Source organism: Citrobacter portucalensis (assembly GCF_023374935.1).
Taxonomy (GTDB): domain Bacteria; phylum Pseudomonadota; class Gammaproteobacteria; order Enterobacterales; family Enterobacteriaceae; genus Citrobacter; species Citrobacter portucalensis.
Genome location: NZ_CP092466.1, coordinates 4,540,359 through 4,563,701, shown reverse-complemented (window position 1 = coordinate 4,563,701; position 23,343 = coordinate 4,540,359). Strand labels below are relative to the sequence as shown.

The 23,343-nt window shown below is 52.6% G+C and carries 27 protein-coding genes; 18 read left to right on the top strand and 9 right to left on the bottom strand.

Features of this window, described 5'->3' with window-relative positions:
* Positions 1–30: 30 nt before the first annotated feature.
* Together rlmB and LY264_RS22085 are read left to right on the top strand one after the other, a co-directional pair.
* The gene (rlmB, locus tag LY264_RS22090; RefSeq protein WP_003830482.1) at positions 31–762 is read left to right on the top strand and encodes a 23S rRNA (guanosine(2251)-2'-O)-methyltransferase RlmB; all 732 of its coding nucleotides are present in this window, start codon (positions 31–33) and stop codon (positions 760–762) included.
* Positions 763–882: 120 nt separating this feature from the next.
* Positions 883–2,505, top strand: coding sequence for an isovaleryl-CoA dehydrogenase (locus LY264_RS22085; RefSeq protein WP_048227204.1), 1,623 nt, complete (start codon positions 883–885; stop codon positions 2,503–2,505).
* 86 nt (positions 2,506–2,591) lie between these two features.
* Here LY264_RS22085 and yjfN read toward each other — a convergent pair whose 3' ends face one another.
* A complete protein-coding gene (gene yjfN, locus LY264_RS22080) occupies positions 2,592–2,867 on the bottom strand; it encodes a DUF1471 family protease activator YjfN (RefSeq protein WP_003830465.1) in 276 nt (91 codons plus the stop codon).
* 147 nt (positions 2,868–3,014) lie between these two features.
* Positions 3,015–3,344, bottom strand: coding sequence for a biofilm peroxide resistance protein BsmA (gene bsmA / locus LY264_RS22075; RefSeq protein WP_057066585.1), 330 nt, complete (start codon positions 3,342–3,344; stop codon positions 3,015–3,017).
* A 181-nt stretch (positions 3,345–3,525) separates the two neighbouring features.
* Between bsmA and yjfP the strand changes: the two genes are divergently transcribed.
* Positions 3,526–4,275 (top strand): esterase, encoded by a 750-nt coding sequence (gene yjfP / locus LY264_RS22070; protein ID WP_048227203.1) that lies wholly within the window; start codon positions 3,526–3,528, stop codon positions 4,273–4,275.
* Here yjfP and ulaR read toward each other — a convergent pair.
* Positions 4,272–5,027 (bottom strand): HTH-type transcriptional regulator UlaR, encoded by a 756-nt coding sequence (gene ulaR, locus LY264_RS22065; RefSeq protein ID WP_003025646.1) that lies wholly within the window; start codon positions 5,025–5,027, stop codon positions 4,272–4,274. The genes yjfP and ulaR overlap by 4 nt on opposite strands.
* Positions 5,028–5,133: 106 nt before the next feature.
* Positions 5,134–6,198, bottom strand: coding sequence for an L-ascorbate 6-phosphate lactonase (gene ulaG / locus LY264_RS22060; protein WP_003025649.1), 1,065 nt, complete (start codon positions 6,196–6,198; stop codon positions 5,134–5,136).
* Positions 6,199–6,565: 367 nt separating this feature from the next.
* Here ulaG and ulaA point away from each other — a divergent pair, with 367 nt between their 5' ends.
* From ulaA to LY264_RS22030, 6 genes are read left to right on the top strand one after another with little or no spacing between them, the layout of a single operon-like run.
* A complete protein-coding gene (gene ulaA, locus LY264_RS22055) occupies positions 6,566–7,963 on the top strand; it encodes a PTS ascorbate transporter subunit IIC (protein ID WP_003830456.1) in 1,398 nt (465 codons plus the stop codon).
* A 15-nt stretch (positions 7,964–7,978) separates the two neighbouring features.
* Entirely contained in the window at positions 7,979–8,284 is a 306-nt protein-coding gene (ulaB, locus tag LY264_RS22050; RefSeq protein WP_003025655.1) for a PTS ascorbate transporter subunit IIB, read from the top strand.
* A 10-nt stretch (positions 8,285–8,294) separates the two neighbouring features.
* Positions 8,295–8,762 carry a PTS ascorbate transporter subunit IIA gene (gene ulaC, locus LY264_RS22045; protein ID WP_048227202.1) on the top strand — a complete coding sequence of 156 codons (468 nt, stop codon included), beginning with the start codon at positions 8,295–8,297 and terminating at the stop codon, positions 8,760–8,762.
* 12 nt (positions 8,763–8,774) lie between these two features.
* The gene (gene ulaD / locus LY264_RS22040) at positions 8,775–9,425 is read left to right on the top strand and encodes a 3-keto-L-gulonate-6-phosphate decarboxylase UlaD (RefSeq protein ID WP_003025660.1); all 651 of its coding nucleotides are present in this window, start codon (positions 8,775–8,777) and stop codon (positions 9,423–9,425) included.
* Between the two features lie 9 nt (positions 9,426–9,434).
* The gene (locus LY264_RS22035) at positions 9,435–10,289 is read left to right on the top strand and encodes an L-ribulose-5-phosphate 3-epimerase (RefSeq protein WP_043018185.1); all 855 of its coding nucleotides are present in this window, start codon (positions 9,435–9,437) and stop codon (positions 10,287–10,289) included.
* The gene (locus LY264_RS22030) at positions 10,289–10,975 is read left to right on the top strand and encodes an L-ribulose-5-phosphate 4-epimerase (RefSeq protein ID WP_048215080.1); all 687 of its coding nucleotides are present in this window, start codon (positions 10,289–10,291) and stop codon (positions 10,973–10,975) included. The genes LY264_RS22035 and LY264_RS22030 overlap by 1 nt, the downstream gene beginning before the upstream one ends.
* 62 nt (positions 10,976–11,037) lie before the next feature.
* Here LY264_RS22030 and LY264_RS22025 read toward each other — a convergent pair whose 3' ends face one another.
* Positions 11,038–12,231 carry an MFS transporter gene (locus LY264_RS22025; RefSeq protein WP_048227201.1) on the bottom strand — a complete coding sequence of 398 codons (1,194 nt, stop codon included), beginning with the start codon at positions 12,229–12,231 and terminating at the stop codon, positions 11,038–11,040.
* A 167-nt stretch (positions 12,232–12,398) separates the two neighbouring features.
* A complete protein-coding gene (yjfY, locus tag LY264_RS22020; protein WP_003025668.1) occupies positions 12,399–12,674 on the bottom strand; it encodes a DUF1471 family protein YjfY in 276 nt (91 codons plus the stop codon).
* Between the two features lie 299 nt (positions 12,675–12,973).
* Here yjfY and LY264_RS22015 point away from each other — a divergent pair, with 299 nt between their 5' ends.
* The 6 genes from LY264_RS22015 (at position 12,974) to LY264_RS21985 (ending at position 16,402) form a co-directional block, all read left to right on the top strand.
* Positions 12,974–13,738 carry a TSUP family transporter gene (locus LY264_RS22015; RefSeq protein WP_003830447.1) on the top strand — a complete coding sequence of 255 codons (765 nt, stop codon included), beginning with the start codon at positions 12,974–12,976 and terminating at the stop codon, positions 13,736–13,738.
* A gap of 158 nt (positions 13,739–13,896) precedes the next feature.
* Positions 13,897–14,292: a 30S ribosomal protein S6 gene (gene rpsF, locus LY264_RS22005; RefSeq protein WP_003025672.1), complete on the top strand. Its 396-nt coding sequence runs from the start codon at positions 13,897–13,899 to the stop codon at positions 14,290–14,292.
* Between the two features lie 6 nt (positions 14,293–14,298).
* Positions 14,299–14,613 carry a primosomal replication protein N gene (gene priB, locus LY264_RS22000; RefSeq protein WP_003025674.1) on the top strand — a complete coding sequence of 105 codons (315 nt, stop codon included), beginning with the start codon at positions 14,299–14,301 and terminating at the stop codon, positions 14,611–14,613.
* 4 nt (positions 14,614–14,617) lie between these two features.
* Positions 14,618–14,845 (top strand): 30S ribosomal protein S18, encoded by a 228-nt coding sequence (gene rpsR, locus LY264_RS21995; protein ID WP_000135199.1) that lies wholly within the window; start codon positions 14,618–14,620, stop codon positions 14,843–14,845.
* Between the two features lie 41 nt (positions 14,846–14,886).
* Positions 14,887–15,336, top strand: a complete 450-nt coding sequence (gene rplI / locus LY264_RS21990) for a 50S ribosomal protein L9 (protein ID WP_003025676.1) — start codon at positions 14,887–14,889, stop codon at positions 15,334–15,336.
* Between the two features lie 142 nt (positions 15,337–15,478).
* Positions 15,479–16,402, top strand: coding sequence for a DMT family transporter (locus LY264_RS21985; RefSeq protein WP_048215078.1), 924 nt, complete (start codon positions 15,479–15,481; stop codon positions 16,400–16,402).
* Between the two features lie 64 nt (positions 16,403–16,466).
* On the opposite strand, the gene LY264_RS21980 is transcribed toward LY264_RS21985, so the two are convergent.
* Complete coding sequence (locus LY264_RS21980; RefSeq protein ID WP_048227200.1) at positions 16,467–17,117, bottom strand: LysM-like peptidoglycan-binding domain-containing protein; 651 nt, start codon at positions 17,115–17,117, stop codon at positions 16,467–16,469.
* 219 nt (positions 17,118–17,336) lie between these two features.
* On the opposite strand from LY264_RS21980, the gene fklB reads away from it, so the two are divergent.
* Both fklB and cycA read left to right on the top strand, forming a co-directional pair.
* Positions 17,337–17,957 carry a BamJ family beta-barrel-assembly machinery protein gene (fklB, locus tag LY264_RS21975; protein ID WP_032934269.1) on the top strand — a complete coding sequence of 207 codons (621 nt, stop codon included), beginning with the start codon at positions 17,337–17,339 and terminating at the stop codon, positions 17,955–17,957.
* Positions 17,958–18,265: 308 nt separating this feature from the next.
* Positions 18,266–19,675 carry a D-serine/D-alanine/glycine transporter gene (cycA, locus tag LY264_RS21970; protein ID WP_048227199.1) on the top strand — a complete coding sequence of 470 codons (1,410 nt, stop codon included), beginning with the start codon at positions 18,266–18,268 and terminating at the stop codon, positions 19,673–19,675.
* A 147-nt stretch (positions 19,676–19,822) separates the two neighbouring features.
* Here the strand turns inward: cycA and ytfE are convergent, their stop codons facing one another.
* The gene (gene ytfE, locus LY264_RS21965) at positions 19,823–20,485 is read right to left on the bottom strand and encodes an iron-sulfur cluster repair protein YtfE (protein WP_003025690.1); all 663 of its coding nucleotides are present in this window, start codon (positions 20,483–20,485) and stop codon (positions 19,823–19,825) included.
* 244 nt (positions 20,486–20,729) lie between these two features.
* On the opposite strand from ytfE, the gene LY264_RS21960 reads away from it, so the two are divergent.
* Entirely contained in the window at positions 20,730–22,301 is a 1,572-nt protein-coding gene (locus tag LY264_RS21960) for a methyl-accepting chemotaxis protein (RefSeq protein WP_048227198.1), read from the top strand.
* A gap of 68 nt (positions 22,302–22,369) precedes the next feature.
* Here the strand turns inward: LY264_RS21960 and LY264_RS21955 are convergent, their stop codons facing one another.
* Positions 22,370–23,335, bottom strand: coding sequence for a DMT family transporter (locus LY264_RS21955; protein WP_003830433.1), 966 nt, complete (start codon positions 23,333–23,335; stop codon positions 22,370–22,372).
* Positions 23,336–23,343: the final 8 nt, after the last annotated feature.

Here is a 23,343-nt window from a genome sequence, read left to right as displayed (position 1 = left end):
GTTACGCATAAACTATTAACGAGTACATTCATGAGTGAAATGATTTACGGCATCCATGCGGTGCAGGCCCTGCTGGAACGTGCGCCTGAGCGCTTCCAGGACGTCTTTATTCTCAAAGGTCGTGAAGATAAACGCCTGCTGCCGCTGATCCACGCACTGGAAGCACAGGGTGTTGTCATTCAACTGGCTAACCGTCAGTTTCTGGATGAGAAAAGCGAGGGTGCGGTACATCAGGGGATTATTGCTCGCGTGAAGCCGGGCCGTCAGTATCAGGAAAACGATCTGCCGGATCTGATTGCTACGCTCGATCAGCCGTTCTTTTTGATCCTCGATGGCGTCACCGATCCGCATAACCTGGGCGCATGCCTGCGTAGCGCCGATGCCGCTGGCGTACATGCTGTAATCGTACCGAAGGATCGTTCCGCACAGTTGAATGCGACGGCGAAAAAAGTGGCCTGTGGTGCGGCAGAAAGCGTACCGCTGATCCGCGTGACCAACCTGGCGCGCACCATGCGTATGCTGCAGGAAGAGAATATCTGGATCGTCGGAACCGCAGGTGAAGCCGACCATACTCTCTATCAGAGCAAAATGACCGGTCGTCTGGCGCTGGTGATGGGCGCAGAGGGTGAAGGTATGCGCCGTCTGACCCGCGAACACTGTGACGAACTGATCAGCATCCCGATGGCAGGGAGCGTTTCGTCATTGAACGTTTCAGTTGCGACGGGCATCTGCCTGTTTGAAGCCGTCCGCCAGCGCGGCTAATTCATTCTCTATGTCTCTTAAGCCATCCCTCGGGATGGCTTTTTTGTGACCTGAATCCCAGGCACTCTCTTGTCTGGCTGACCATACTTAAAGCGACGGCCATTGACGGAGGGAGACACAATGCACTGGCAAACGCATACCGTTTTTAACCAACCTGTACCGCTCAATAACAGTAACTTATATTTGTCCGATGGCGCGCTGTGCGAAGCGGTTATCCGCGAAGGCGCTGGTTGGGACAGCGATCTTCTCGCCAGTATTGGTCAGCAGCTAGGGACTGCCGAGTCGCTCGAACTGGGCCGTCTGGCCAATGCTTTTCCACCTGAACTGATGCGCTACGACCCGCAGGGGCAGCGACTGGATGATGTGCGTTTTCATCCTGCCTGGCATTTGCTGATGCAGGGATTGTGCGCCAACCGCGTACATAATCTGGCCTGGGAAGAAGATGCGAGGCAGGGAACATTTGTTGCCCGGGCGGCGCGTTTCATGCTGCATGCGCAGGTTGAAGCAGGTACGTTGTGTCCGGTGACCATGACTTTTGCCGCCACGCCGCTGTTACTTCAAATGTTACCCGCCCCCTTTCATGACTGGATAACGCCGCTGCTAAGCGACCGTTATGACTCGCATTTACTGCCTGGTGGGCAAAAGCGTGGGCTGCTTATTGGCATGGGCATGACCGAGAAGCAGGGTGGTTCAGATGTGCTGAGCAATACCACTCAGGCAGAACGTCTTGCTGACGGCTCGTATCGGCTGGTGGGACATAAGTGGTTTTTCTCCGTGCCGCAAAGCGATGCCCATTTAGTGCTGGCCCAGGCTAAGGGGGGATTATCCTGCTTTTTTGTGCCGCGATTTTTACCTGACGGGCAGCGTAATGCTATCCGTCTTGAGAGATTGAAAGATAAGTTAGGCAACCGCTCCAACGCCAGCTGCGAGGTTGAATTCCACGATGCGATTGGCTGGCTATTGGGTGACGAAGGGGAAGGTATACGCCATATCCTGAAAATGGGGGGGATGACGCGTTTTGACTGTGCGCTCGGTAGTCACGGTATGATGCGGCGTGCTTTTTCCGTCGCGATTTACCATGCGCACCAGCGGCAGGTCTTTGGCAAGCCATTGATTGAACAGCCGATGATGCGTCAAGTGTTAGGTCGGATGGCGCTCCAACTGGAAGGTCAAACGGCGTTACTGTTTCGACTGGCGCGGGCCTGGGACCGCCGTGCTGATGCTAAAGAAGCGCTGTGGGCCAGGTTGTTCACGCCAGCAGCGAAATTCTCCGTTTGCAAAAGCGGTATGCCATTTGTGGCAGAAGCGATGGAAGTGCTGGGTGGGATTGGCTATTGCGAGGAGAGCGAGCTGCCGCGTTTGTATCGTGAAATGCCGGTAAACAGTATCTGGGAAGGCTCTGGCAACATTATGTGCCTTGATGTATTGCGGGTACTGACCAAACAATCCGGCATATACGAGATGCTCAGTGAAGCCTTTGCGGAAGTCAAAGGGCAAGACCGACATTACGATCGAATGGTACGTCAGCTCCAGCAGCGTTTACGTAAACCCAGCGAGGCATTGGGGCGGGAGATTACGCAGCAGCTTTTCCAGCTTGGTTGCGGAGCGCAGATGTTGCGCTATGCCTCTCCACCAGTGGCGCAGGCCTGGTGCCAAATGATGCTTGATACGCGGGGGGGACTACGATTGTCTGAGCAGGTGCTGAATGATTTGCTTCTGCGGGCAACGGGGGGATTACGGTAATAATATGCCTGATGGCGACGCTTTCGCGTCTTATCATGTCTACAGTTCACTGTAGCTCAGATAAGTTTACGCCATCCGGCAATGTGTTAAGCATAGAGTATGGCCTGTACGCGCCAGTTGTCGGGCTGCTGATCTTCGTACATTTGAATGATCCGATACCATGAGGCACCTTGTTCATCCGCTTTTAACGCGACAACACGTTCTACATCCTGCGGATTTCCTGCAATGTTACTGACAGATATCTGGCCAATTTCGTTCAGGCCAGTAACACAGTCAGCACTGGCGAATTCGGCAGACTGCGCCGTAGTACCTACCAGTCCGGCAGAAAGCAGCAGTGAGGATAAGGCAAGTGATTGTTTCATCGTCAGCTCCATTATTCGTACCCCTACACACGGCAGGGCATTCCATCGCGATAATAAACCTCAAGCTTCCTGCTGTTGGTTTATTGTGCACAGGTAAACGCATAGGGGCGCAAAGCAATGTAAAGCTGACTAAATTTCAACCCAATGTTATTTACGATACAAAATAGCCTGTGAATACCATTGGCCTGTCACGATAGTTTCATCCACTAATAAAACCACGTAGTAATCAGCTTTAGCCGCGGCGGCTTTGGCACGGATCTCTGCCAGCGCATCATCCGGAGAGCCTCTTACCAGCGCGCTAACCGTCCCTAATCGCTGTAACCCATTACTCTGGTCACGGCGGATCTCCTGCGGGTGGTCGGCAACTGGCGGTGCGGGTTGTGGCGTTCCCTGTAGCACACTACAGGCGCTTAAAAACATAACCAACAACAAAGAGGCAAACCGACGCATAACTCTATCTCGTTTCCTGATAGCCATAGTGTAGTGCCTTATTAATTTCCCTTTAGGGGAATGTTCCCGAATTGTTATCTCTCACGCGATTTTCGAATGAAAATGTTGCGAAAGCGTAACCCAGTTCTCAACATTATGAATCATTGCCGAACACATTCGCTTGCGTTAAGTATTGCTGCATGGCATACCAGAAAGAAAGAGGCGACAAATGATCGAAATTGAAACACGACAGTTGGCGGGTATCCCTGTCCTGCACGCCGTTCCGGCTGGCAAACGCGAATGTTCACTCCCTTGTATTATCTTCTATCACGGGTTTACCTCTTCAAGCCTGGTTTACAGCTATTTTGCCGTTGCTCTGGCTCAGGCTGGGTTCCGGGTCGTCATGCCAGATGCGCCAGACCATGGCGCTCGCTTCAAAAGCGATGCCCAGGTGCGGATGCATCGCTTCTGGCATATTTTGCAGCAAAATATGCAGGAGTTTACGACGTTACGTGCGGCGCTGGTGGCGGAAAATTGGCTTTCAGATGAGCGGCTTGCCGTCGGTGGGGCGTCGATGGGGGGAATGACAGCATTGGGCATAATGGCGCGCCATCCTGAGGTTAAATGTGTAGCCAGCCTGATGGGTTCAGGCTATTTTACCCGGCTTGCGCAGACGCTGTTTCCCCCTTTACTGGTTCAGACCCCAGAGCAACAGGCGGAATTTGATGCCGTTATCGCCCCGCTTGCCGAATGGGATGTTACGCATCAGTTACCACGCCTCGCTGACAGGCCGTTGCTGCTGTGGCATGGACAGGATGATGATGTTGTACCGGCTGTTGAAACTTTCCGCTTACAGCAAGCGCTGATTCAGGCAGGTTTGGACAACAATCTGACCTGCCTGTGGGAAGCGGGCGTACGACATCGCATCACGCCAGAAGCGCTGGCTGCGACGGTGACGTTTTTCCGCCAGCACCTTTAAACGCGCATAATGCTCACGCCCTGAGCTTCGAGCTGTTGCAGGATCTCAGGGTTCGCATTTTTGCCGGTAATCAGCATATCGATTTGATCGGCGCGGCTGAACAGCATCCCCGCGCGTTCACCGACCTTACTGCTATCGACCAACACCACCAGTTTGCCCACCACGTTAAGCATCTTCTGCTCCGCCATCGCGGTGAGCATATCGGTTTTATACAGTCCATCTGCGGTCAACCCTTTGCCACTGGTGAACATCCAGTGCCCGGCATACAGGCTATTTTCACTGCCTTGCGGGCTAAGCGTGATGGATTGGCTTTTGTTATATTGCCCTCCCATGATGATCACGCTGTCATGCTCCTGGTCGATCAGATAGTTTGCCAGCGGCAGATAATTAGTGATGATCTGCACCGGCTTGCCGCACATTTCGCGACCCAGCAGAAAGGCGGTCGATCCGCAGTTGATCACCACGCTTTCACCCGCATTCACAAGCTGGGATGCCGCCTTGGCAATGCGAACTTTTTCATCGTGGTTCTGTGCCTGGTGCAGATTCATTGGCGTCCAGCGCGGTCGCTGCTGGGTAATAGCTTCTGCGCCGTTGCGGACTTTCTTGAGTTTGCCGCTTTCATCGAGTTTGTTGATATCCCGGCGTGCTGTGGCGGGTGAAATCCCCAGACGCTCAATCACGTTCTCAACGGTAACAAAGCCCAACTGCGCCAGCATATCCAGCAATATTTGATGTCTTTGTGCTTCAGTCATGAGCTATTCCGATACAAATTGATTTGAAAAGATGATATTTGAAATAGCCTGGAAATACTAAAGTAAATGGGAAAAAATGCCGGGATGGCCCGGCATTTTGTGTGGATCACAAGAACGATTTAAACGGTAAATCCGGTTCAATCGTGAAGCAGTCGTCAAAGCCGCGCGGATAGTGATATTCAAAGTTATCTTTGTCCAGCGGCCAGGTAAACTTGCCACCCACCTGCCAGATAAAAGGCTTAAAGCCATACTTCAGCCGATCCTTTTTCATCTCCCACAGTACGCGGATCTCCTGAGGATCGGCCTGGAAGTTTGACCAGATATCGTGATGGAAAGGGATCACCACTTTTGTATTCAGGGCCTCCGCCATACGCAGCATGTCGGAACTGGTCATTTTGTCCGTAATACCCCGTGGGTTCTCGCCGTAGGATCCGAGCGCGACGTCGATCTGGTGCTCATTGCCATGCTTTGCATAGTAGTTGGAGTAGTGTGAATCACCGCTGTGATAAAGCGTACCGCCCGGCGTTTTGAACAGATAGTTTACGGCACGGGCATCCATACCATCCGGCAGCACACCTGCCGCTTTTTGATCGGCAGGAAGCGTGATCAATGCCGTACGATCAAACGCATCAAGCGCGTGAATTTCAATATCTTTCACTTTCACCACATCGCCAGGTTTTACCACGATGCAGCGCTCTTTTGGTACACCCCAACCGATCCACAGATCCACACAAGTCTGCGGTCCAATAAACGGCACGTCGTCGGCACAGTTCTGCATGACGGCTGCCGCAACATTTACGTCGATGTGATCGTTATGATCGTGCGTGGCCAGCACCGCATCGATCTGACGAATGGCAAACGGATCAAGAACAAACGGTGTGGTGCGCAGGTTTGGCTGCAGTTTCTTCACGCCCGCCATGCGTTGCATCTGGTGACCGGTTTTCATCAGCGGGTTACCGTGACTCTGTTTACCCGTACCGCACCAGAAATCGACGCAGACGTTAGTTCCGCCTTCAGACTTTAGCCAAATTCCGGTACAGCCAAGCCACCACATAGCGAAAGTGCCAGGTGCGACCTGTTCCTGCTCGATCTCTTCATTGAGCCAGCTTCCCCACTCCGGGAATGTGCTCAGAATCCATGATTCACGCGTGATGCTTTTTACTTTACTCATCGCAATTACCTTCATGTTTGTTCAAGTTGAATCAAATGATGATTTGTTTTGATTGATACTGACATCATTTTCTCAAGAAGGCAATGCGCTGATTTTTGGTGTTGAATGGGAAAATGTGAACAAATTACAACGTGACAACATGGTTTATATGAAATGTATTTTTGTATTTTATTGTTTTAAATGAATTTATTTTGACGTGTATGAATTTGAAGTAAATCCACTCTGCAAGTAAGAGAATTATTTGCGTACTTCATCACATTTAATCAAATTCAATCTTGTTGTGATTACTTTTGAAAATTAGAGTGAGGGCACAACATCCTGGGCATCTGTAATGAATGTTCAGCAACTTCGTCTACTGGAGATCGTTATGGAGATCCTCTACAACATCTTTACCGTCTTTTTTAATCAGGTCATGACCAATGCACCGTTGCTGTTGGGTATTGTGACCTGCCTCGGCTATATCCTGTTGCGTAAAAGTGTCAGCGTCATTATCAAAGGCACGATCAAAACGATTATCGGTTTTATGTTATTGCAGGCAGGGTCGGGCATTCTGACCAGCACGTTTAAACCGGTGGTGGCGAAGATGTCTGAGGTTTACGGTATCAATGGCGCGATCTCCGATACCTATGCCTCCATGATGGCAACCATCGAACGAATGGGTGATGCCTACAGTTGGGTAGGGTACGCCGTACTGTTAGCGCTGGCGCTGAACATTTGTTACGTACTGCTACGGCGTATTACCGGTATTCGAACCATCATGCTGACTGGGCACATCATGTTCCAGCAGGCGGGGCTGATTGCTGTCTCTTTCTACATCTTTGGTTACCCGATGTGGACCACCATCATCTGTACCGCGGTGCTGGTGTCGCTCTACTGGGGGATTACCTCCAATATGATGTACAAACCGACGCAGGAAGTGACCGACGGCTGCGGTTTTTCCATCGGTCACCAGCAGCAGTTCGCCTCATGGATTGCTTACAAAGTCGCGCCGTATCTGGGTAAGAAAGAGGAGAGCGTAGAAGATCTCAAGCTGCCAGGCTGGCTGAATATCTTCCATGACAACATCGTTTCCACCGCGATTGTGATGACCATCTTTTTCGGGGCGATCCTGCTCTCTTTCGGCATAGATGTGGTTCAGGCGATGGCGGGTAAAACCCACTGGACGGTCTATATCCTGCAAACCGGTTTTTCGTTTGCTGTCGCTATCTTCATCATCACCCAGGGCGTACGTATGTTCGTTGCTGAACTTTCAGAAGCGTTCAACGGTATCTCTCAACGTCTGATCCCCGGCGCGGTGTTGGCTATCGACTGCGCAGCGATTTACAGCTTTGCCCCCAACGCGGTGGTCTGGGGCTTTATGTGGGGCACCATCGGCCAACTGATTGCAGTAGGTATTCTGGTTGCCTGCGGCTCTTCCATCCTGATTATCCCAGGCTTTATCCCGATGTTCTTCTCGAACGCCACTATCGGCGTATTTGCTAACCACTTTGGCGGCTGGCGCGCGGCGCTCAAGATTTGCCTGGTGATGGGGATGATCGAAATCTTCGGCTGCGTTTGGGCGGTGAAACTCACCGGTATGAGCGCCTGGATGGGCATGGCGGACTGGTCAATTCTGGCACCGCCGATGATGCAAGGCTTTGCCTCCATCGGCATCGTGTTTATGGCCGTCATTATTCTGATTGCACTGGCTTATATGTTTTTCGCAGGACGCACGTTGCGCGCTGAGGAAGACGCAGAAAAACAACTGGCAGAACACTCTGCTTAATAAGGAGTTCCGATTATGACCGTACGTATTCTGGCTGTGTGTGGCAATGGGCAGGGCAGTTCCATGATCATGAAAATGAAGGTGGACCAGTTTTTAACCCAGTCAAATATTGACCATACGGTAAACAGCTGCGCCGTGGGTGAATACAAAAGTGAACTGAGCGGTGCGGATATCATCATCGCTTCTACGCATATCGCCGGTGAGATTACCGTTTCTGGCAATAAATATGTCGTTGGCGTACGCAACATGCTGTCTCCTGCCGATTTTGGGCCAAAACTGCTGGAAGTGATCAAAGCGCATTTCCCGCAGGACGTGAAGTAAGGGGCGGCATATGAAATTACGTGACTCGCTGGCAGACAATAATTCCATCCTTTTGCAAGCCGAGGCCAGTACCTGGCAGGAAGCGGTAAAGCTTGGTGTGGATCTGTTGGTTAAGGCCGATGTGGTTGAACCACGCTACTACCAGGCCATTCTTGATGGCGTTGAGCAGTTTGGCCCGTACTTTGTGATTGCGCCAGGCCTGGCAATGCCGCACGGCCGTCCGGAGGAAGGGGTTAAGAAAACCGGTTTTGCGCTGGTGACGCTGAAAACGCCGCGGGTGTTTAACCACGAAGATAACGACCCGGTCGATATTCTGATAACGATGGCGGCAGTTGACGCCAACACGCATCAGGAAGTGGGCATCATGCAGATCGTGAATCTCTTTGATGACGAAGCCAATTTTGACCGTTTACGCGCCTGCCGCACCGCGCAGGAAGTGTTGGATTTAATTGATAACGCCACTGCGGCGGCTGTTTAAAAGGATACCAAAATGTCATTACCTATGTTGCAGGTTGCGCTGGATAACCAATCAATGTCTTCCGCGTATGAAACGACGCGTTTGATTGCCGAAGAGGTCGATATCATTGAGGTGGGCACTATTCTTTGCGTGGCAGAGGGCGTGCGCGCCGTACGCGATCTGAAGGCGCTTTACCCGCATAAAATTGTGCTGGCGGACGCCAAAATTGCCGATGCGGGAAAAATCCTCTCCCGCATGTGTTTCGAAGCCAACGCTGACTGGGTCACCGTCATCTGCTGTGCGGATATCAACACCACCAAGGGGGCACTGGAGGTGGCGAAAGAATTTAACGGTGATGTACAGATTGAACTGACGGGTTACTGGACCTGGGAGCAGGCGCAAGAGTGGCGTGACGCGGGCATTGGGCAAGTTGTGTATCACCGCAGCCGTGATGCGCAGGCAGCGGGTGTGGCATGGGGAGAGGCGGATATCAGCGCGATCAAACGCCTGTCCGAGATGGGCTTTAAAGTCACCGTCACCGGCGGTCTGGCGTTGGAAGATCTGCCGCTGTTCCAGGGAATTCCGATTCACGTCTTTATTGCCGGTCGCAGCATTCGCGATGCCGCCTCTCCGGTGGAAGCGGCCCGTCAGTTCAAACGTTCTATCGCCCAGCTGTGGGGATAAGGAGCGACTATGTTGTCGAAACAGGTCCCGCTCGGTATTTATGAAAAGGCACTCCCCGGCGGGGAGTGCTGGCTGGAGCGTTTGCAGCTGGCGAAGGAACTGGGCTTTGACTTTGTCGAAATGTCGGTTGATGAAACCGACGCTCGCCTGGCGCGTCTTGACTGGAACCGCGAGCAGCGACTGGCGCTGGTGGCCGCTATCGCCGAGACAGGGATACGGGTACCGTCCATGTGCCTGAGCGCTCATCGTCGTTTCCCGCTTGGCAGTGAAGATGATGCGGTGCGCGAACAGGGGCTGGAGATCATGCGTAAAGCCATTCAGTTTGCGCAGGATATCGGTATTCGCGTTATTCAACTGGCGGGTTACGACGTTTATTACCAGCAGGCCAATAACGAAACGCGTCGTCGGTTTCGCGATGGGCTGAAAGAAAGCGTAGAGATGGCGAGCCGTGCACAGGTGACGCTGGCGATGGAAATCATGGATTATCCACTGATGAATTCGATCAGTAAGGCGCTGGGATACGCTCACTATCTCAACAATCCGTGGTTCCAGCTGTATCCCGATATCGGCAATTTGTCGGCGTGGGACAACGACGTGCAGATGGAGTTGCAGGCGGGAATGGGCCATATCGTTGCCGTACACGTGAAAGATACTAAACCCGGCGTATTCAAAAATGTGCCGTTTGGTGAAGGGGTTGTCGATTTTGAACGTTGTTTCGAAACGCTCAAACAGAGTGGCTATTGCGGACCGTATCTGATTGAGATGTGGAGTGAAACGTCGGACGACCCGGCTCGTGAAGTGGCGAAGGCGCGCGACTGGGTGAAAGCGCGTATGGCCAGCGCCGGTCTGGTGGAGGCGGTGTAATGCAAAAACTCAAACAGCAGGTTTTTGAGGCCAATATGGATCTGCCGCGCTACGGGCTGGTGACGTTTACCTGGGGTAATGTCAGCGCCATCGACCGCGAACGCGGGCTGGTGGTGATTAAGCCCAGCGGCGTCGACTACCAGACAATGACAGTGGACGACATGGTAGTTGTGGATCTGCACGGCAACGTGGTGGAAGGACGCTATCGTCCTTCTTCCGATACCGCCACCCATCTGGCGCTGTATCGTCGCTATTCCTCTCTTGGCGGCGTGGTGCATACCCACTCAACCCACGCGACGGCATGGGCGCAGGCAGGTCTGGCAATTCCTGCGCTAGGCACGACGCATGCGGACTACTTCTTTGGCGATATCCCCTGCACCCGGGCGTTAACTGAAGCGGAAGTTCAGGATGAGTATGAGCTGAATACCGGCAGGGTGATTGTTGAAACGCTGGGGGAGGTGGAACCTTTGCATACGCCAGGCGTAGTGGTGTACCAGCATGGCCCGTTTGCCTGGGGCAAAGATGCTCATGACGCGGTACATAACGCGGTGGTGATGGAAGAGGTGGCAAAAATGGCATGGATTGCGCGTGGCATTAATCCGGCTCTTAGCCCCATCGACAGTTATCTGATGAATAAACACTTCATGCGTAAGCACGGCCCAAACGCCTACTACGGGCAGAAGTAACGTCTTTGCCCCGGACAACGTGCATCTACGGATGTGCGTCACCGATCTGTTCGGGGCAATCTTCAGCGTTGCTGGTAAGCCGCTGGTGTAAATCGCATTCCTGCTAAAACTATCGCACAAATGACAGCACCAGCGTAAAACGTCGAGGCTGCGCCCATCGTTTCCCACAGAATGCCCGCGCCGGTACTGGCTACCAGTAGGGCGATGCCACTGATCAGATTAAACATACCGAAGGCCGTACCGCGTAGCTCTGCTGGCGCGGTATGCGCAATCATGGCAGCCAGCAACCCTTGCGTCATGCCCATATGAATCCCCCACAGTCCCACGCCTATCAGCAACGTGCTCCAGTGGTGACTCATCGCCAGAGTGATATCCGCCGCGATCAGGACCAGCAGGCCCGCCTGTAACATGCGGGTGTGGTTCATGCTGTCAGACATTTTACCAAAAGGATAAGCCGACAGACTGTAGACCAGATTCATGGCGACCATCACCAGCGGAATGGCAAACAGTGGGATATCCATTTGATATGCGCGCAACACGAGAAACGCTTCGCTAAAGCGGGCGAGCGTGAAGAGCGCGCCCAGTCCCACGACCCACCAGTAAGCTGCACTCAGCTTTTTCAGGTTTTCCCGTCGTAATGGATTGGTGCGTTTATCAGTGACGGGGGTTTTCGGTTCACTCAGGCCAAACCATAGCAGGGTGATAGAGAGTACTCCAGGGATGACGGCAACCCAGAAGATAGTGTGAAAATCGTTGTTCCATAGCAGCATTAGCCCGACGGCGAGCAGGGGGCCCAGAAATGCGCCAATGGTATCCAAAGACTGGCGCAGACCATAGGCGGCACCGCGGATCTCGGACGGGGTGACATCTGCGACTAACGCATCCCTGGGGGCGCCGCGAATACCTTTACCCACACGATCAATCATGCGAGCGCTGAATACCATGCCTGATGAGCCCGCCATCGCGAACAGGGGCTTACTTAGTGCCCCCAAACCATAACCGAGCATCGCCAGCCCTTTGCGCTTTCCCAGATAATCACTGAGGACGCCGGAAAAAACCTTAATGATGAGCGCGGTGGCTTCAGCTAATCCTTCAATCAGGCCAATGATAATGACGCTGGCTCCCAGCGTGGTTGCCATAAACAACGGCAGCAGGCTATGGATCATTTCGGAGGAGACATCCATGAGCAGACTCACGCCGCCCAGCACCCAAACGCCTTTTGGTATGCGATTCAGCGTCGCATAGCGTGCAAACATGGTTTCGCTCCAGAGAATCAGTTCGGTAATGCTTTATTTAATCAGTAAATGATGACCAGGATAAGATACAAAGAAAAATAATTCTCATTTACCTGATGCGCAAAAAAAGCCCCCAGTGAAGGGGGCAAGTCAAACTGTGGCAATGTTCTCGTTGGTTATTTCTGGTGTTAACGATAAATATCTGCACTGGCGTGCATATTTCCGTTACTACCGGGTTCCCTGGTGAGGATCACGTGGTAGTAGGTTGCGCCTTGCGCATCGGTCTCTTCATTCAGGGCCTGAGTGGCTTCACTTTCAGTGGCGAAGTTATGATTTATGTAAATGACGCCTAAGCTCTGCACATCATCCATGTTCCTGGCCTGATGGTTATCAATTTTGATGGCTGCCGTTGCATTTGCACTGAGCAAAAGCACAGCCAGAAGGGTCAAAACACGGGCTCGCATATGTACCTCCTCGACTGCGGTCTCTGGTTGCCTCTCTCCTGTGAGTGATTAACTTCTGATGTAATTTTAACCGCTACCAGCGCAGTCGATAGCGACCATTTCTGATGCAGTTGTTCAAAAAATTACCGCATAGCCATCTTTTCTTTAATTAACAGTCTGCTGGTGTATACCGCTGCGGTGAAAAAATACCTGCCTTTCGCGCATAAGCTCTTACTAAATAGTCAATTTAATCGGGTGAGTACGCCGTTTATAGTGAGCCGGATAATTAATATAACTTTATGATAATAAGGCAAAAACTTATGGATACTTCATTCATGGATTTCAGCTATTTCGTGGTTATGTTTATGGTCGCGCTGGTGGCTGGCTTTATTAACGTGGTGTCGGGTGGTGGTGGATTTCTCTCTATTGGCGCACTCTTAATTTCTGGTTTACCCCCGGCTAATGCGCTGGCAACCAATAAAATTCAGGCTCTGGGTAGCTCGCTGACCTCCGGAATTTACTTTTTACGCCGAGGACATATCAACGTGCAGGAGCACAAGTATGTGTTTTTATCTGCCTTTATCGGTTCTGCGCTGGGAACGACGCTTATCCAGTTCATTGAACCGGAACTGCTGAAGAAACTGCTCCCAATCCTGATTATCGCAGTCGCCATTTACTTTATTTTTGCGCCAAACCTTAGCGAACCGAAAAGAAAGCAGCAGGTATCCCTGTTTCTCTTCTCGTTGATCGGTGGGGGATGTATTGGTTTTTATGATGGCTTTCTCGGGGCTGGGGCAGGTTCCTTTTATACCCTCAGCTATATTCTGCTGTGGGGATACAGTATTGATAAAGCGCAAATCCACTCGAATTTTATTAACCTGGCGTCGAACATCGCCTCGATTTTGTTCTTCATTTTCGGCGGTAAAATGATCTGGTCGCTGGGTTTGGTGATGTTTGCAGGGCAATCCCTTGGCGCACGTCTTGGTGCGACAGTCGTACTGACGCGCGGTAAGAAAGTCATCCGACCCATGATTGTCATTGTCTCCATTTGTATCAGCATCAAAATGCTGCTGGATATGTATTAATGGCAACATGATAAATAATCGTACAAGCACCTTGAGTTTACCTGCTGACCCCAGTATTATGACGCGTCATTTTTCAGCCGACCTTTAACACGTTCCTTGCCTCCATGGGCCTCGGCTGACCCAGACAGGAGGCTGAATAATCCGTAAGGAGCAATTCGATGCGTCATTACGAAATCGTTTTTATGGTCCATCCTGACCAGAGCGAACAGGTTCCGGGTATGATCGAACGCTACACTGCTGCCATCACTGGTGCAGAAGGCACGATCCACCGTCTGGAAGACTGGGGCCGCCGTCAGCTGGCTTACCCGATCAACAAACTGCACAAAGCTCACTACGTTCTGATGAACGTTGAAGCGCCGCAGGAAGTGATCGATGAGCTGGAAACTACCTTCCGCTTCAACGATGCCGTTATCCGCAGCATGGTTATGCGTACTAAACACGCTGTTACCGAAGCATCTCCTATGGTTAAAGCGAAAGACGAGCGTCGTGAACGTCGCGATGATTTCGCTAACGAAACCGCAGATGATGCTGAAGCTGGGGATTCTGAAGAGTAATTTCTGATGACCAACCGTCTGGCGTTGTCCGGCACTGTGTGCAGGGCCCCCCTTCGAAAGGTCAGTCCATCAGGAATTCCTCATTGCCAGTTCGTGCTTGAGCATCGTTCTGTGCAGGAGGAAGCCGGGTTTCACCGGCAGGCGTGGTGCCAAATGCCCGTTATTATTAGCGGACACGAAAACCAGGCCATTACTCACAGTATAACGGTCGGTAGCGCAGTGACCGTTCAGGGGTTCATATCTTGCCACAAGGCAAAGAACGGCCTGAGCAAAATGGTTCTGCATGCCGAGCAGATTGAATTGATAGATTCTGGAGACTAGCCATATGGCACGTTATTTCCGTCGTCGCAAGTTCTGCCGTTTCACCGCGGAAGGCGTTCAAGAGATCGACTATAAAGATATCGCTACGCTGAAAAACTACATCACCGAAAGCGGTAAGATTGTCCCAAGCCGTATCACCGGTACCCGTGCAAAATACCAGCGTCAGCTGGCTCGCGCTATCAAACGCGCTCGCTACCTGTCCCTGCTGCCGTACACTGATCGTCATCAGTAATCGGTCACGGTCCATTAATACGACTTTGAGAGGATAAGGTAATGCAAGTTATTCTGCTTGATAAAGTAGCAAACCTGGGTAGCCTGGGTGATCAGGTTAACGTTAAAGCGGGCTATGCTCGTAACTTCCTGGTACCACAGGGTAAAGCTGTTCCTGCTACCAAGAAAAACGTTGAATTTTTCGAAGCGCGTCGCGCTGAGCTGGAAGCTAAACTGGCTGACGTTCTGTCCGCTGCTGAAGCTCGTGCTGAGAAAATCAACGCACTGGAAACCGTAACCATCGCGTCTAAAGCTGGCGACGAAGGTAAACTGTTCGGTTCCATCGGTACTCGCGACATCGCTGACGCTGTAACTGCAGCTGGCGTTGAAGTAGCTAAGAGCGAAGTTCGTCTGCCGAACGGCGTTCTGCGTACCACTGGCGAGCACGAAGTGAGCTTCCAGGTTCACAGCGAAGTGTTTGCTAAGCTGACTGTAAACGTAGTTGCAGAATAAGTTTTTATTCTGATGACCGCGTAAAAGCGCCGGCCCTGTGCCGGCGTTTTGCTTTTCTGTTCCCCCGCTTTTCTCTCTGGCTATTCTTTATCCTTTTCGGGATAATCACAAAAATAAAACATTATTTCAAAGTGGTGATGGAATGGAACCAACGCACCAACCTCTGTTTGCGCGTAAAAATATTGTCTACCTGAGCGCGGCGTTCTGCTGCCTGCTGTGGGGGAGCGCCTATCCGGCGATCAAAAGCGGATATGAGATCTTCCAGATTGCCACGGATGACATTCCCTCAAAGATTGTCTTTGCCGGATATCGCTTTCTGTTTGCGGGATTATTGCTGCTACTGCTGGCGGTAGCGCAGCGTAAACCGATTGGCCGGTTAAGCCCGCGTCAGTACGGCCAACTCACGCTGTTGGGGCTAACGCAAACCTCGCTGCAATACATCTTCTTCTACATTGGCCTGGCGTTCACGACGGGAGTGAAAGGGTCCATCATGAATGCGACCGGGACCTTCTTCAGCGTGCTGCTGGCCCATTTTATCTACCATAACGACAAACTGAGCTACAACAAAGCGCTGGGCTGTATTCTGGGCTTTACCGGCGTAATGGTGGTGAACTTTAGCAGTGGAATGGATTTTAGCTTCAGCCTGTTAGGCGACGGCTCAGTAGTGATGGCAGCCTTTATTCTCTCTGCTGCCACGCTATATGGAAAACGTATTTCTCAGACGGTGGACCCGACGGTAATGACAGGGTACCAGTTGGGCGGTGGCGGCCTGGCGTTGGTTATCGGCGGCTACGCTTTTGGCGGCACGCTAACCGTACACGGTGCGTCTTCGGTGGCGATTCTCGGCTACCTGACGTTACTCTCTTCGGTCGCTTTCGCCTTGTGGAGTATTCTGCTCAAACATAATCGCGTGGGGATGATTGCGCCGTTTAACTTCCTGATCCCGGTTTCGGGTGCAGTGCTGTCGGCAATATTCCTCGGTGAAAACATTCTCGAATGGAAATATGCGGTAGCGCTGGTGCTGGTGTGTTCGGGGATCTGGTGGGTGAACAAGGTGAAACGCTGACGTTTCACCTTGATGCCTGATGGCGTTATCGCTTATCAGGCCTGGAATCGCGGGGTCACAGCGCTTAACGGGCGCGAATAAAACTGCCGTTAGGCTGGCGGGTAAACAGGACCTGCTGGCCATTTCCGGTATCAATGGTTAATCCTGTCACTACGCCATTGGCATTCTGCCTGATCTGTATCATCTGACCGTCTTTCAGATTGCTCAGTGGTTTTCCGGCGCCTTCAACCTGTGCCATCGCATACACATCGGTTGGCGGGAGGTTATGGTCACGGAATACCTGCGCCAGCGTTTTACCTGAGTCTACGCGGTAGGAGCGCCACTGCTGGTCAATTCCGCTATCCTGTTGGAAAGGTTGTGTCTGCGGCTGAGATTGCTGGACCTGAGGCTGCGCATCAGGTTCGCCTTCCTGGATTGGCTCTGGCGCAACCGGAGCGACCTGGCCGGGATCATTTTGCGGCGGGACAAGCTGTGCCTGCAACTGAGCCTCGGTCGGTGGCTGCGATTGTGACTGTAAATCCAGCTGGGCAGTACGCGTCACTACAGGGGGATCGCTGGTGTCACTGGAAGGGAGCAGGAAACCTATCACCAACACAATAGCAGCAATAATAATGCCGCGGCGGTGCATAGGCGGTAGCGGGTCCATAATGCGAAAATTGTCCGGTGCATGCCAGATTTTCGCCAGGGTTGGTTTTAATTCAAAGCGCCCGGGCATGGCTTTCCTCCTGCTCCGCGTCTCGTTCCTCGATCATAGAGTATAGATGGCTAACGCTATGATGTTCGTCATATTACCCGCTTTCGTGACGTCAACGCGGGATATTCCTATTGTTTATGTTTCCTCGCGATTTGTCATCTGTTCCCGAGACAAAGTTTTACCGGATGCGGCATGGCTGATATGCTGCCCGCTACTTTACATCCGATGAAAGGAAATATGATGGCTAACCCGACTTTTGACACTATCGAAGCGCAAGCAAGCTACGGCATTGGTTTGCAGGTAGGACAACAGCTGAGCGAATCCGGACTGGAAGGACTGTTGCCTGAAGCGCTGGTAGCGGGTATCGCTGACGCGCTGGAAGGTAAGCACCCGGCAGTGCCGGTTGATGTTGTGCATCGCGCACTGCGTGAAATCCACGAACGTGCTGATGCAGTTCGTCGCGAGCGTTTCCAGGCTATGGCGGCTGATGGCGTCAAATATCTGGAAGAAAACCGTGAGAAAGACGGTGTGAACAGCACTGAATCCGGTTTGCAGTTCCGTGTTCTGACCCAGGGTGAAGGTGCTATTCCGGCACGTACTGACCGCGTTCGCGTGCACTACACCGGTAAGCTGATCGACGGTACCGTATTTGACAGCTCTGTCGCACGTGGCGAACCGGCTGAATTCCCGGTTAACGGCGTAATCCCAGGCTGGATTGAAGCGCTGACCCTGATGCCGGTAGGTTCCAAATGGGAACTGACTATTCCTCAGGAACTGGCTTACGGCGAGCGTGGCGCTGGCGCGTCCATTCCTCCGTTCAGCACGCTGGTATTCGAAGTTGAGCTGCTTGAGATCCTGTAAGCAGTGACTTCTGTTCCCCCCGAGGCCGGGGGGAGCAAAAAAATAGCGTGAAAAGCTATAGTTACGTCGTTGTCGATATTTTATCTTGCAAATGCCCCATCAGCGTGTATTTTTGTGAGCTGATTCGCGCTATCAGAGTGATATGACACTCACTTTAAACATTAAATTAACATTATATCTAAATCTTAGTATTCATCCCGCCAATTCTTACCTAATATCGATGAGTCCTGATAACAGGATCGTCGTATCATAGACACACTAAAGGCCGTAGAGCCTGAACAACACAGACAGGTACAGGAAGAAAAAACATGGTAGATCAGGTAAAAGTCGACACCGCTGAAGAGGCGTCGTCTGAACAGTCGCTACGGCGCAATCTCACAAACCGTCATATTCAACTTATTGCTATTGGTGGCGCTATCGGTACTGGCCTGTTTATGGGCTCCGGTAAAACCATCAGTCTCGCCGGACCGTCGATCATCTTTGTGTATATGATCATCGGTTTTATGCTGTTTTTCGTGATGCGTGCAATGGGTGAATTGCTGCTCTCGAATCTGGAGTACAAATCGTTTAGTGATTTTGCCTCTGACCTGCTCGGGCCATGGGCCGGGTATTTTACCGGTTGGACCTACTGGTTTTGCTGGGTCGTTACCGGGATGGCAGACGTTGTCGCCATTACCGCGTATGCGCAATTCTGGTTCCCCGAACTGTCAGACTGGGTCGCCTCGCTGGCGGTGATCGTGCTGCTGCTGAGCCTTAACCTCGCCACCGTAAAAATGTTCGGTGAGATGGAGTTTTGGTTCGCGATGATCAAAATCGTTGCCATTATCGGCCTGATTGTCGTCGGTCTGGTGATGGTGCTGACGCACTTCCAGTCGCCAACCGGCGTTCAGGCATCGTTCACGCACTTGTGGAATGACGGTGGCTGGTTCCCGAAAGGTCTGAGCGGCTTCTTTGCCGGCTTCCAGATAGCGGTGTTCGCATTTGTGGGTATTGAGCTGGTGGGTACGACCGCAGCGGAAACCAAGGACCCGGAGAAATCTCTGCCGCGCGCCATTAACTCGATTCCAATCCGTATCATCATGTTCTACGTGTTCGCGCTGATCGTGATTATGTCCGTTACGCCGTGGAGCTCGGTAGTGCCAACCAAGAGCCCATTCGTTGAACTGTTTGTGCTGGTTGGTCTGCCTGCTGCGGCGAGCCTGATCAACTTTGTTGTACTGACTTCAGCTGCCTCTTCTGCAAACAGCGGCGTGTTCTCTACCAGCCGTATGCTGTTCGGTCTGGCGCAGGAAGGCGTTGCGCCTAAAGCGTTTGCCAAGCTGTCTAAACGCGCAGTTCCAGCGAAGGGTTTAACCTTCTCCTGTATCTGTCTGCTGGGCGGCGTGGTGATGCTGTACGTGAACCCGAGCGTGATTGGCGCCTTCACCATGATCACCACTGTATCGGCGATTCTGTTCATGTTCGTCTGGACCATCATTCTTTGCTCGTACCTGGTGTACCGCAAGCAACGTCCTCACCTGCATGAAAAATCAATCTACAAGATGCCGTTAGGCAAGCTGATGTGCTGGGTATGTATGGCGTTTTTCGTCTTCGTACTGGTACTGCTGACACTGGAAGAAGATACCCGCCAGGCGCTGATCGTGACGCCGCTGTGGTTCATCGCGCTGGGTCTGGGCTGGTTGTTTATCGGTAAGAAACGTATGGCAGGCGTGCGTTAATCGCTAAGACGTGAGATGTAGGCCGGATAAGGCGTTTACGCCGCATCCGGCACTATGCTGGCGGGATTGCCTGATGCGGCTTCGCCTTATCAGGCCTACGTTCGAGGTCGTTGTAGGCCCGGAAAGCGCTAGCGCTACCGGGCTTTTTTATTCACCTGCGAGGGCTCGCGGGAACAACACATTGTTTTCCAGGCTGATGTGTTCCATCAGGTCGTCGATCATCTCGTTAATGCCGTTATACATGGCTTTCCAGGTAGTGCAGGCCTCTGGTGGCGGCGTGACGTTATGGGTGATGTGTTTGATCACTTCTACCAGTTCACCCGCATCGTCATGTTCGCTTTCCATCACGCTGATTGGCCCCATCGCCTGGCTACCCATGCCCTGTTTGATCATCGGGAACAGGATCTGTTCTTCTTTCATCATGTGGCTGGACAGCTCTTCATGCAGCATGGTCAGGTTTTTCGCCAGACCGCGCGGTACGTTCGGTTTGTCTGCGTGAACGCGTTCAACTTTAGTGGCCTGCAGGATCAGCTCCGGCAGCTGTTCGCGGTGTCTGTCGTGATAACGCACGATGATATGGTCGATGATTTCAGCCAGAGCCACGGTACGCCAGTCTTTCTCCAGCGGCTGTTCAGCCAGCTGCGCGAGCTGCGCCTCAATAACGTCTAAATCCAGCTCTTTACGCGCGGCAGCGCGTGCCAGCGTTTGCTTACCGCCGCAGCAGTAATCCATATCGTATTTACGAAACAGGGCCGAAGCGCGAGGAATAGAGAGCGCCAGTTCACCTAAAGGTTGATCGCGATAAGACATTGCCGTTACCTCATTCTCAATAATATAAGGTGTATTTTAAATGCAACTTATGGCGAAGGATATAACCCTTTCGGGGTGGGGTATTTTGTGATGGACGTCACGAAAATTTCTTATCTCGTTAAGATGCTGAATCTTATTGGAAAGGAGAGATACGGCGAAAAAATCCGCACGACAGGATTAAATAAGCGCACGCCGCTGCCGATAGTTAGACCTCAGACAATACCTGCATAATAAAAGGCAACAGATGTTCAAACGAATCAAAGTGATAACCTTACTTATCACCGTGCTACTCGCGCTGGGCGCAATGCAGCTCATCTCCGCAGGCGTCTTTATTGGCGCACTCAATAACGATAAACAGAACTTTAACGTGTCTCAACTTTCCAGCCAGAACGTGGCCGAGTTTACCGATGCGTGGATTAGCCTGAACCAGGCTCGCGTCACGCTCAACCGGGGCATGCTGCGTTTACAGGGAACGATGGCCAGCGATATTAACGGCGGTCAGTTGCAGGAGCTGGTGAACACGGCAAATCGCCTGTTGGCCGAATCGAAAGAGCATTACGATAAATACTACGCTCTGCCGGAAACGCCGGGGCTGGATGAGCATCTGGCCGATCGACTGGAAGAGCAGTACGGCATCTATTCTGCGACGCTGGCAAAAATGAACGCGCTGCTGGCTGAAGGAAAGCTGGAAGAGATGTTCAAGCAGAATGCCGAGCAAAAGCAAACGGCCATGCAGGAAGTTTATCGGCAATGGCGTAGCGCGCAAACGGCGCTGGCCACTGCCGGAGTGCAGGACAATGAGAGTGATTACCAGAAGATAATCTGGCTGCTGTCCGCGGTGATGCTGATTGTCGTCACCGTGATTATCGCCAGTTGGCTGGCGATGCAGCGAGTGCTGCTCAAGCCGCTCCACGAGGTGATGGGACATATTCGCCACATTGCCGCAGGCGATTTGACGCACCCCATCAGCGCCGACGGCAGTAATGAAATGGCGCTGCTGGCAAGCAACGTCCGTGACATGCAGCAGGCGCTGGCGAATACGGTCAGCGTGGTGCGTGACGGGGCTGATACCATCTATACCGGCGCGGGTGAAATCGCCGCAGGCAGTAACGATCTCTCTTCACGTACCGAGCAGCAGGCTGCCTCTCTGGAAGAGACCGCAGCCAGCATGGAACAACTTACCGCAACCGTGAGACAGAACGCAGATAACGCGCGTCAGGCGACCAGTCTGGCAAAAAATGCTTCACAGACGGCGCAAAAAGGCGGAACCGTTGTCGATAGCGTGGTGCGTACGATGGATGAAATCGCCACCAGTTCCAGCAAAATCGCGCAAATTACCAATGTTATCGACGGTATTGCCTTCCAGACCAATATCCTTGCGCTAAACGCGGCGGTGGAAGCGGCGCGTGCGGGCGAGCAGGGGCGCGGATTTGCCGTGGTCGCAGGCGAGGTTCGGACGCTGGCGCAGCGTAGCGCTCAGGCGGCGAAGGAGATCAAAGCGCTGATTGATGACTCAGGGAATCGGGTCAATGCCGGTACGGCGCTGGTGCATGAAGCGGGAGAAACGATGGCGGAAATAGTTAGCGCCGTGACCCGCGTGACCGACATCATGGGGGAGATTGCCTCAGCTTCTGATGAACAAAGTCGGGGTATCGATCAGGTAGGCCTGGCGGTTGCCGAAATGGATCGCGTCACGCAGCAAAACGCCTCGCTGGTAGAAGAGTCCGCTTCCGCCGCTGCCGCGCTTGAAGAGCAGGCCGCGCGGTTGAACCAGACGGTAGCGGTGTTTAAAGTGTCGCGCCGGATGGCGGCGTAAACGCCTGATCCGGCCTACATGAGATCGTACAGTCCTTGTAGGCCGGATAAGCAGCGCCATCCGGCATATTATGATTGTGAAACCACCACGACGCTCGGTTTCTGCGGCTTGGCTCTGACGGCTATCACCACCCCAACCATCAGCAGTGCTATTCCGCTTACCGTCAGCAGAGGTGGAAATTCCTCGCGCAGAATAAAGGTGTACAACAGGCCAGCCAGCGTTTCGAAGACAATCAGCGGGCCGAGGATCACCGTCGGTAATTTTTGGCTGGCGACGTTCCAGCACAGTGCGCCAACCCACGAACACAATACCGCAATGGCTATCATCAGGCCGATAAACACACCCGGACGCGGACCGAAGGGCAGAGCGAAGTCCGGCGTTTGCCCGTTCAGCCACAGGCAGGCGGCAATATAACCGAGCAGAGAAACGGGCAACGTTACCAAAGCCTGGGCCGTCGCCCACATCATCGGGTGCTTATCCGGATTCTCGCGCAGCCAGCGGGCATTACGCAGCGCATACCATGCCCAACACACCACCGAGACAAGCGCCAGCGCGATGCCGGAACCATAACGCCAGCCACTAAAGTCTGGTAACCCCTGATTCAGCTCCGAGATATTCACGCACAGCAGTCCTATACCAATCAATACCAGCGCAGGCGACAGACGCCACCATGATAATTTGCCGTCACGCTGGCTGTAGAGTAGGTTAGCGAAGACTGGGATCACCACCGGTAATGTACCAATAATCATTGTGGAGACCGGTGCGCCGGTGCGCTGGATGGCGCTTGCCAGGCAAACGTAATAAATCAGATTCCCCATCATTGTTAGCGTCAGCGCAGTTACCCAGTCTTTCCGCACGAGTTGACGCAGGCGCGCACGTCCCAGCCAGGCAATCGGCAATGCGATCAGCCCCAGCGCCAGATAACGCCCCATCGACTGCAATACCGCTGGGTATTCCGGTACGATCAGCGGTCCAACAAAAATTAATCCCCACATCAGCCCGGCCAACAGGGCATACAACACACCGCTAATCATTTTGGACA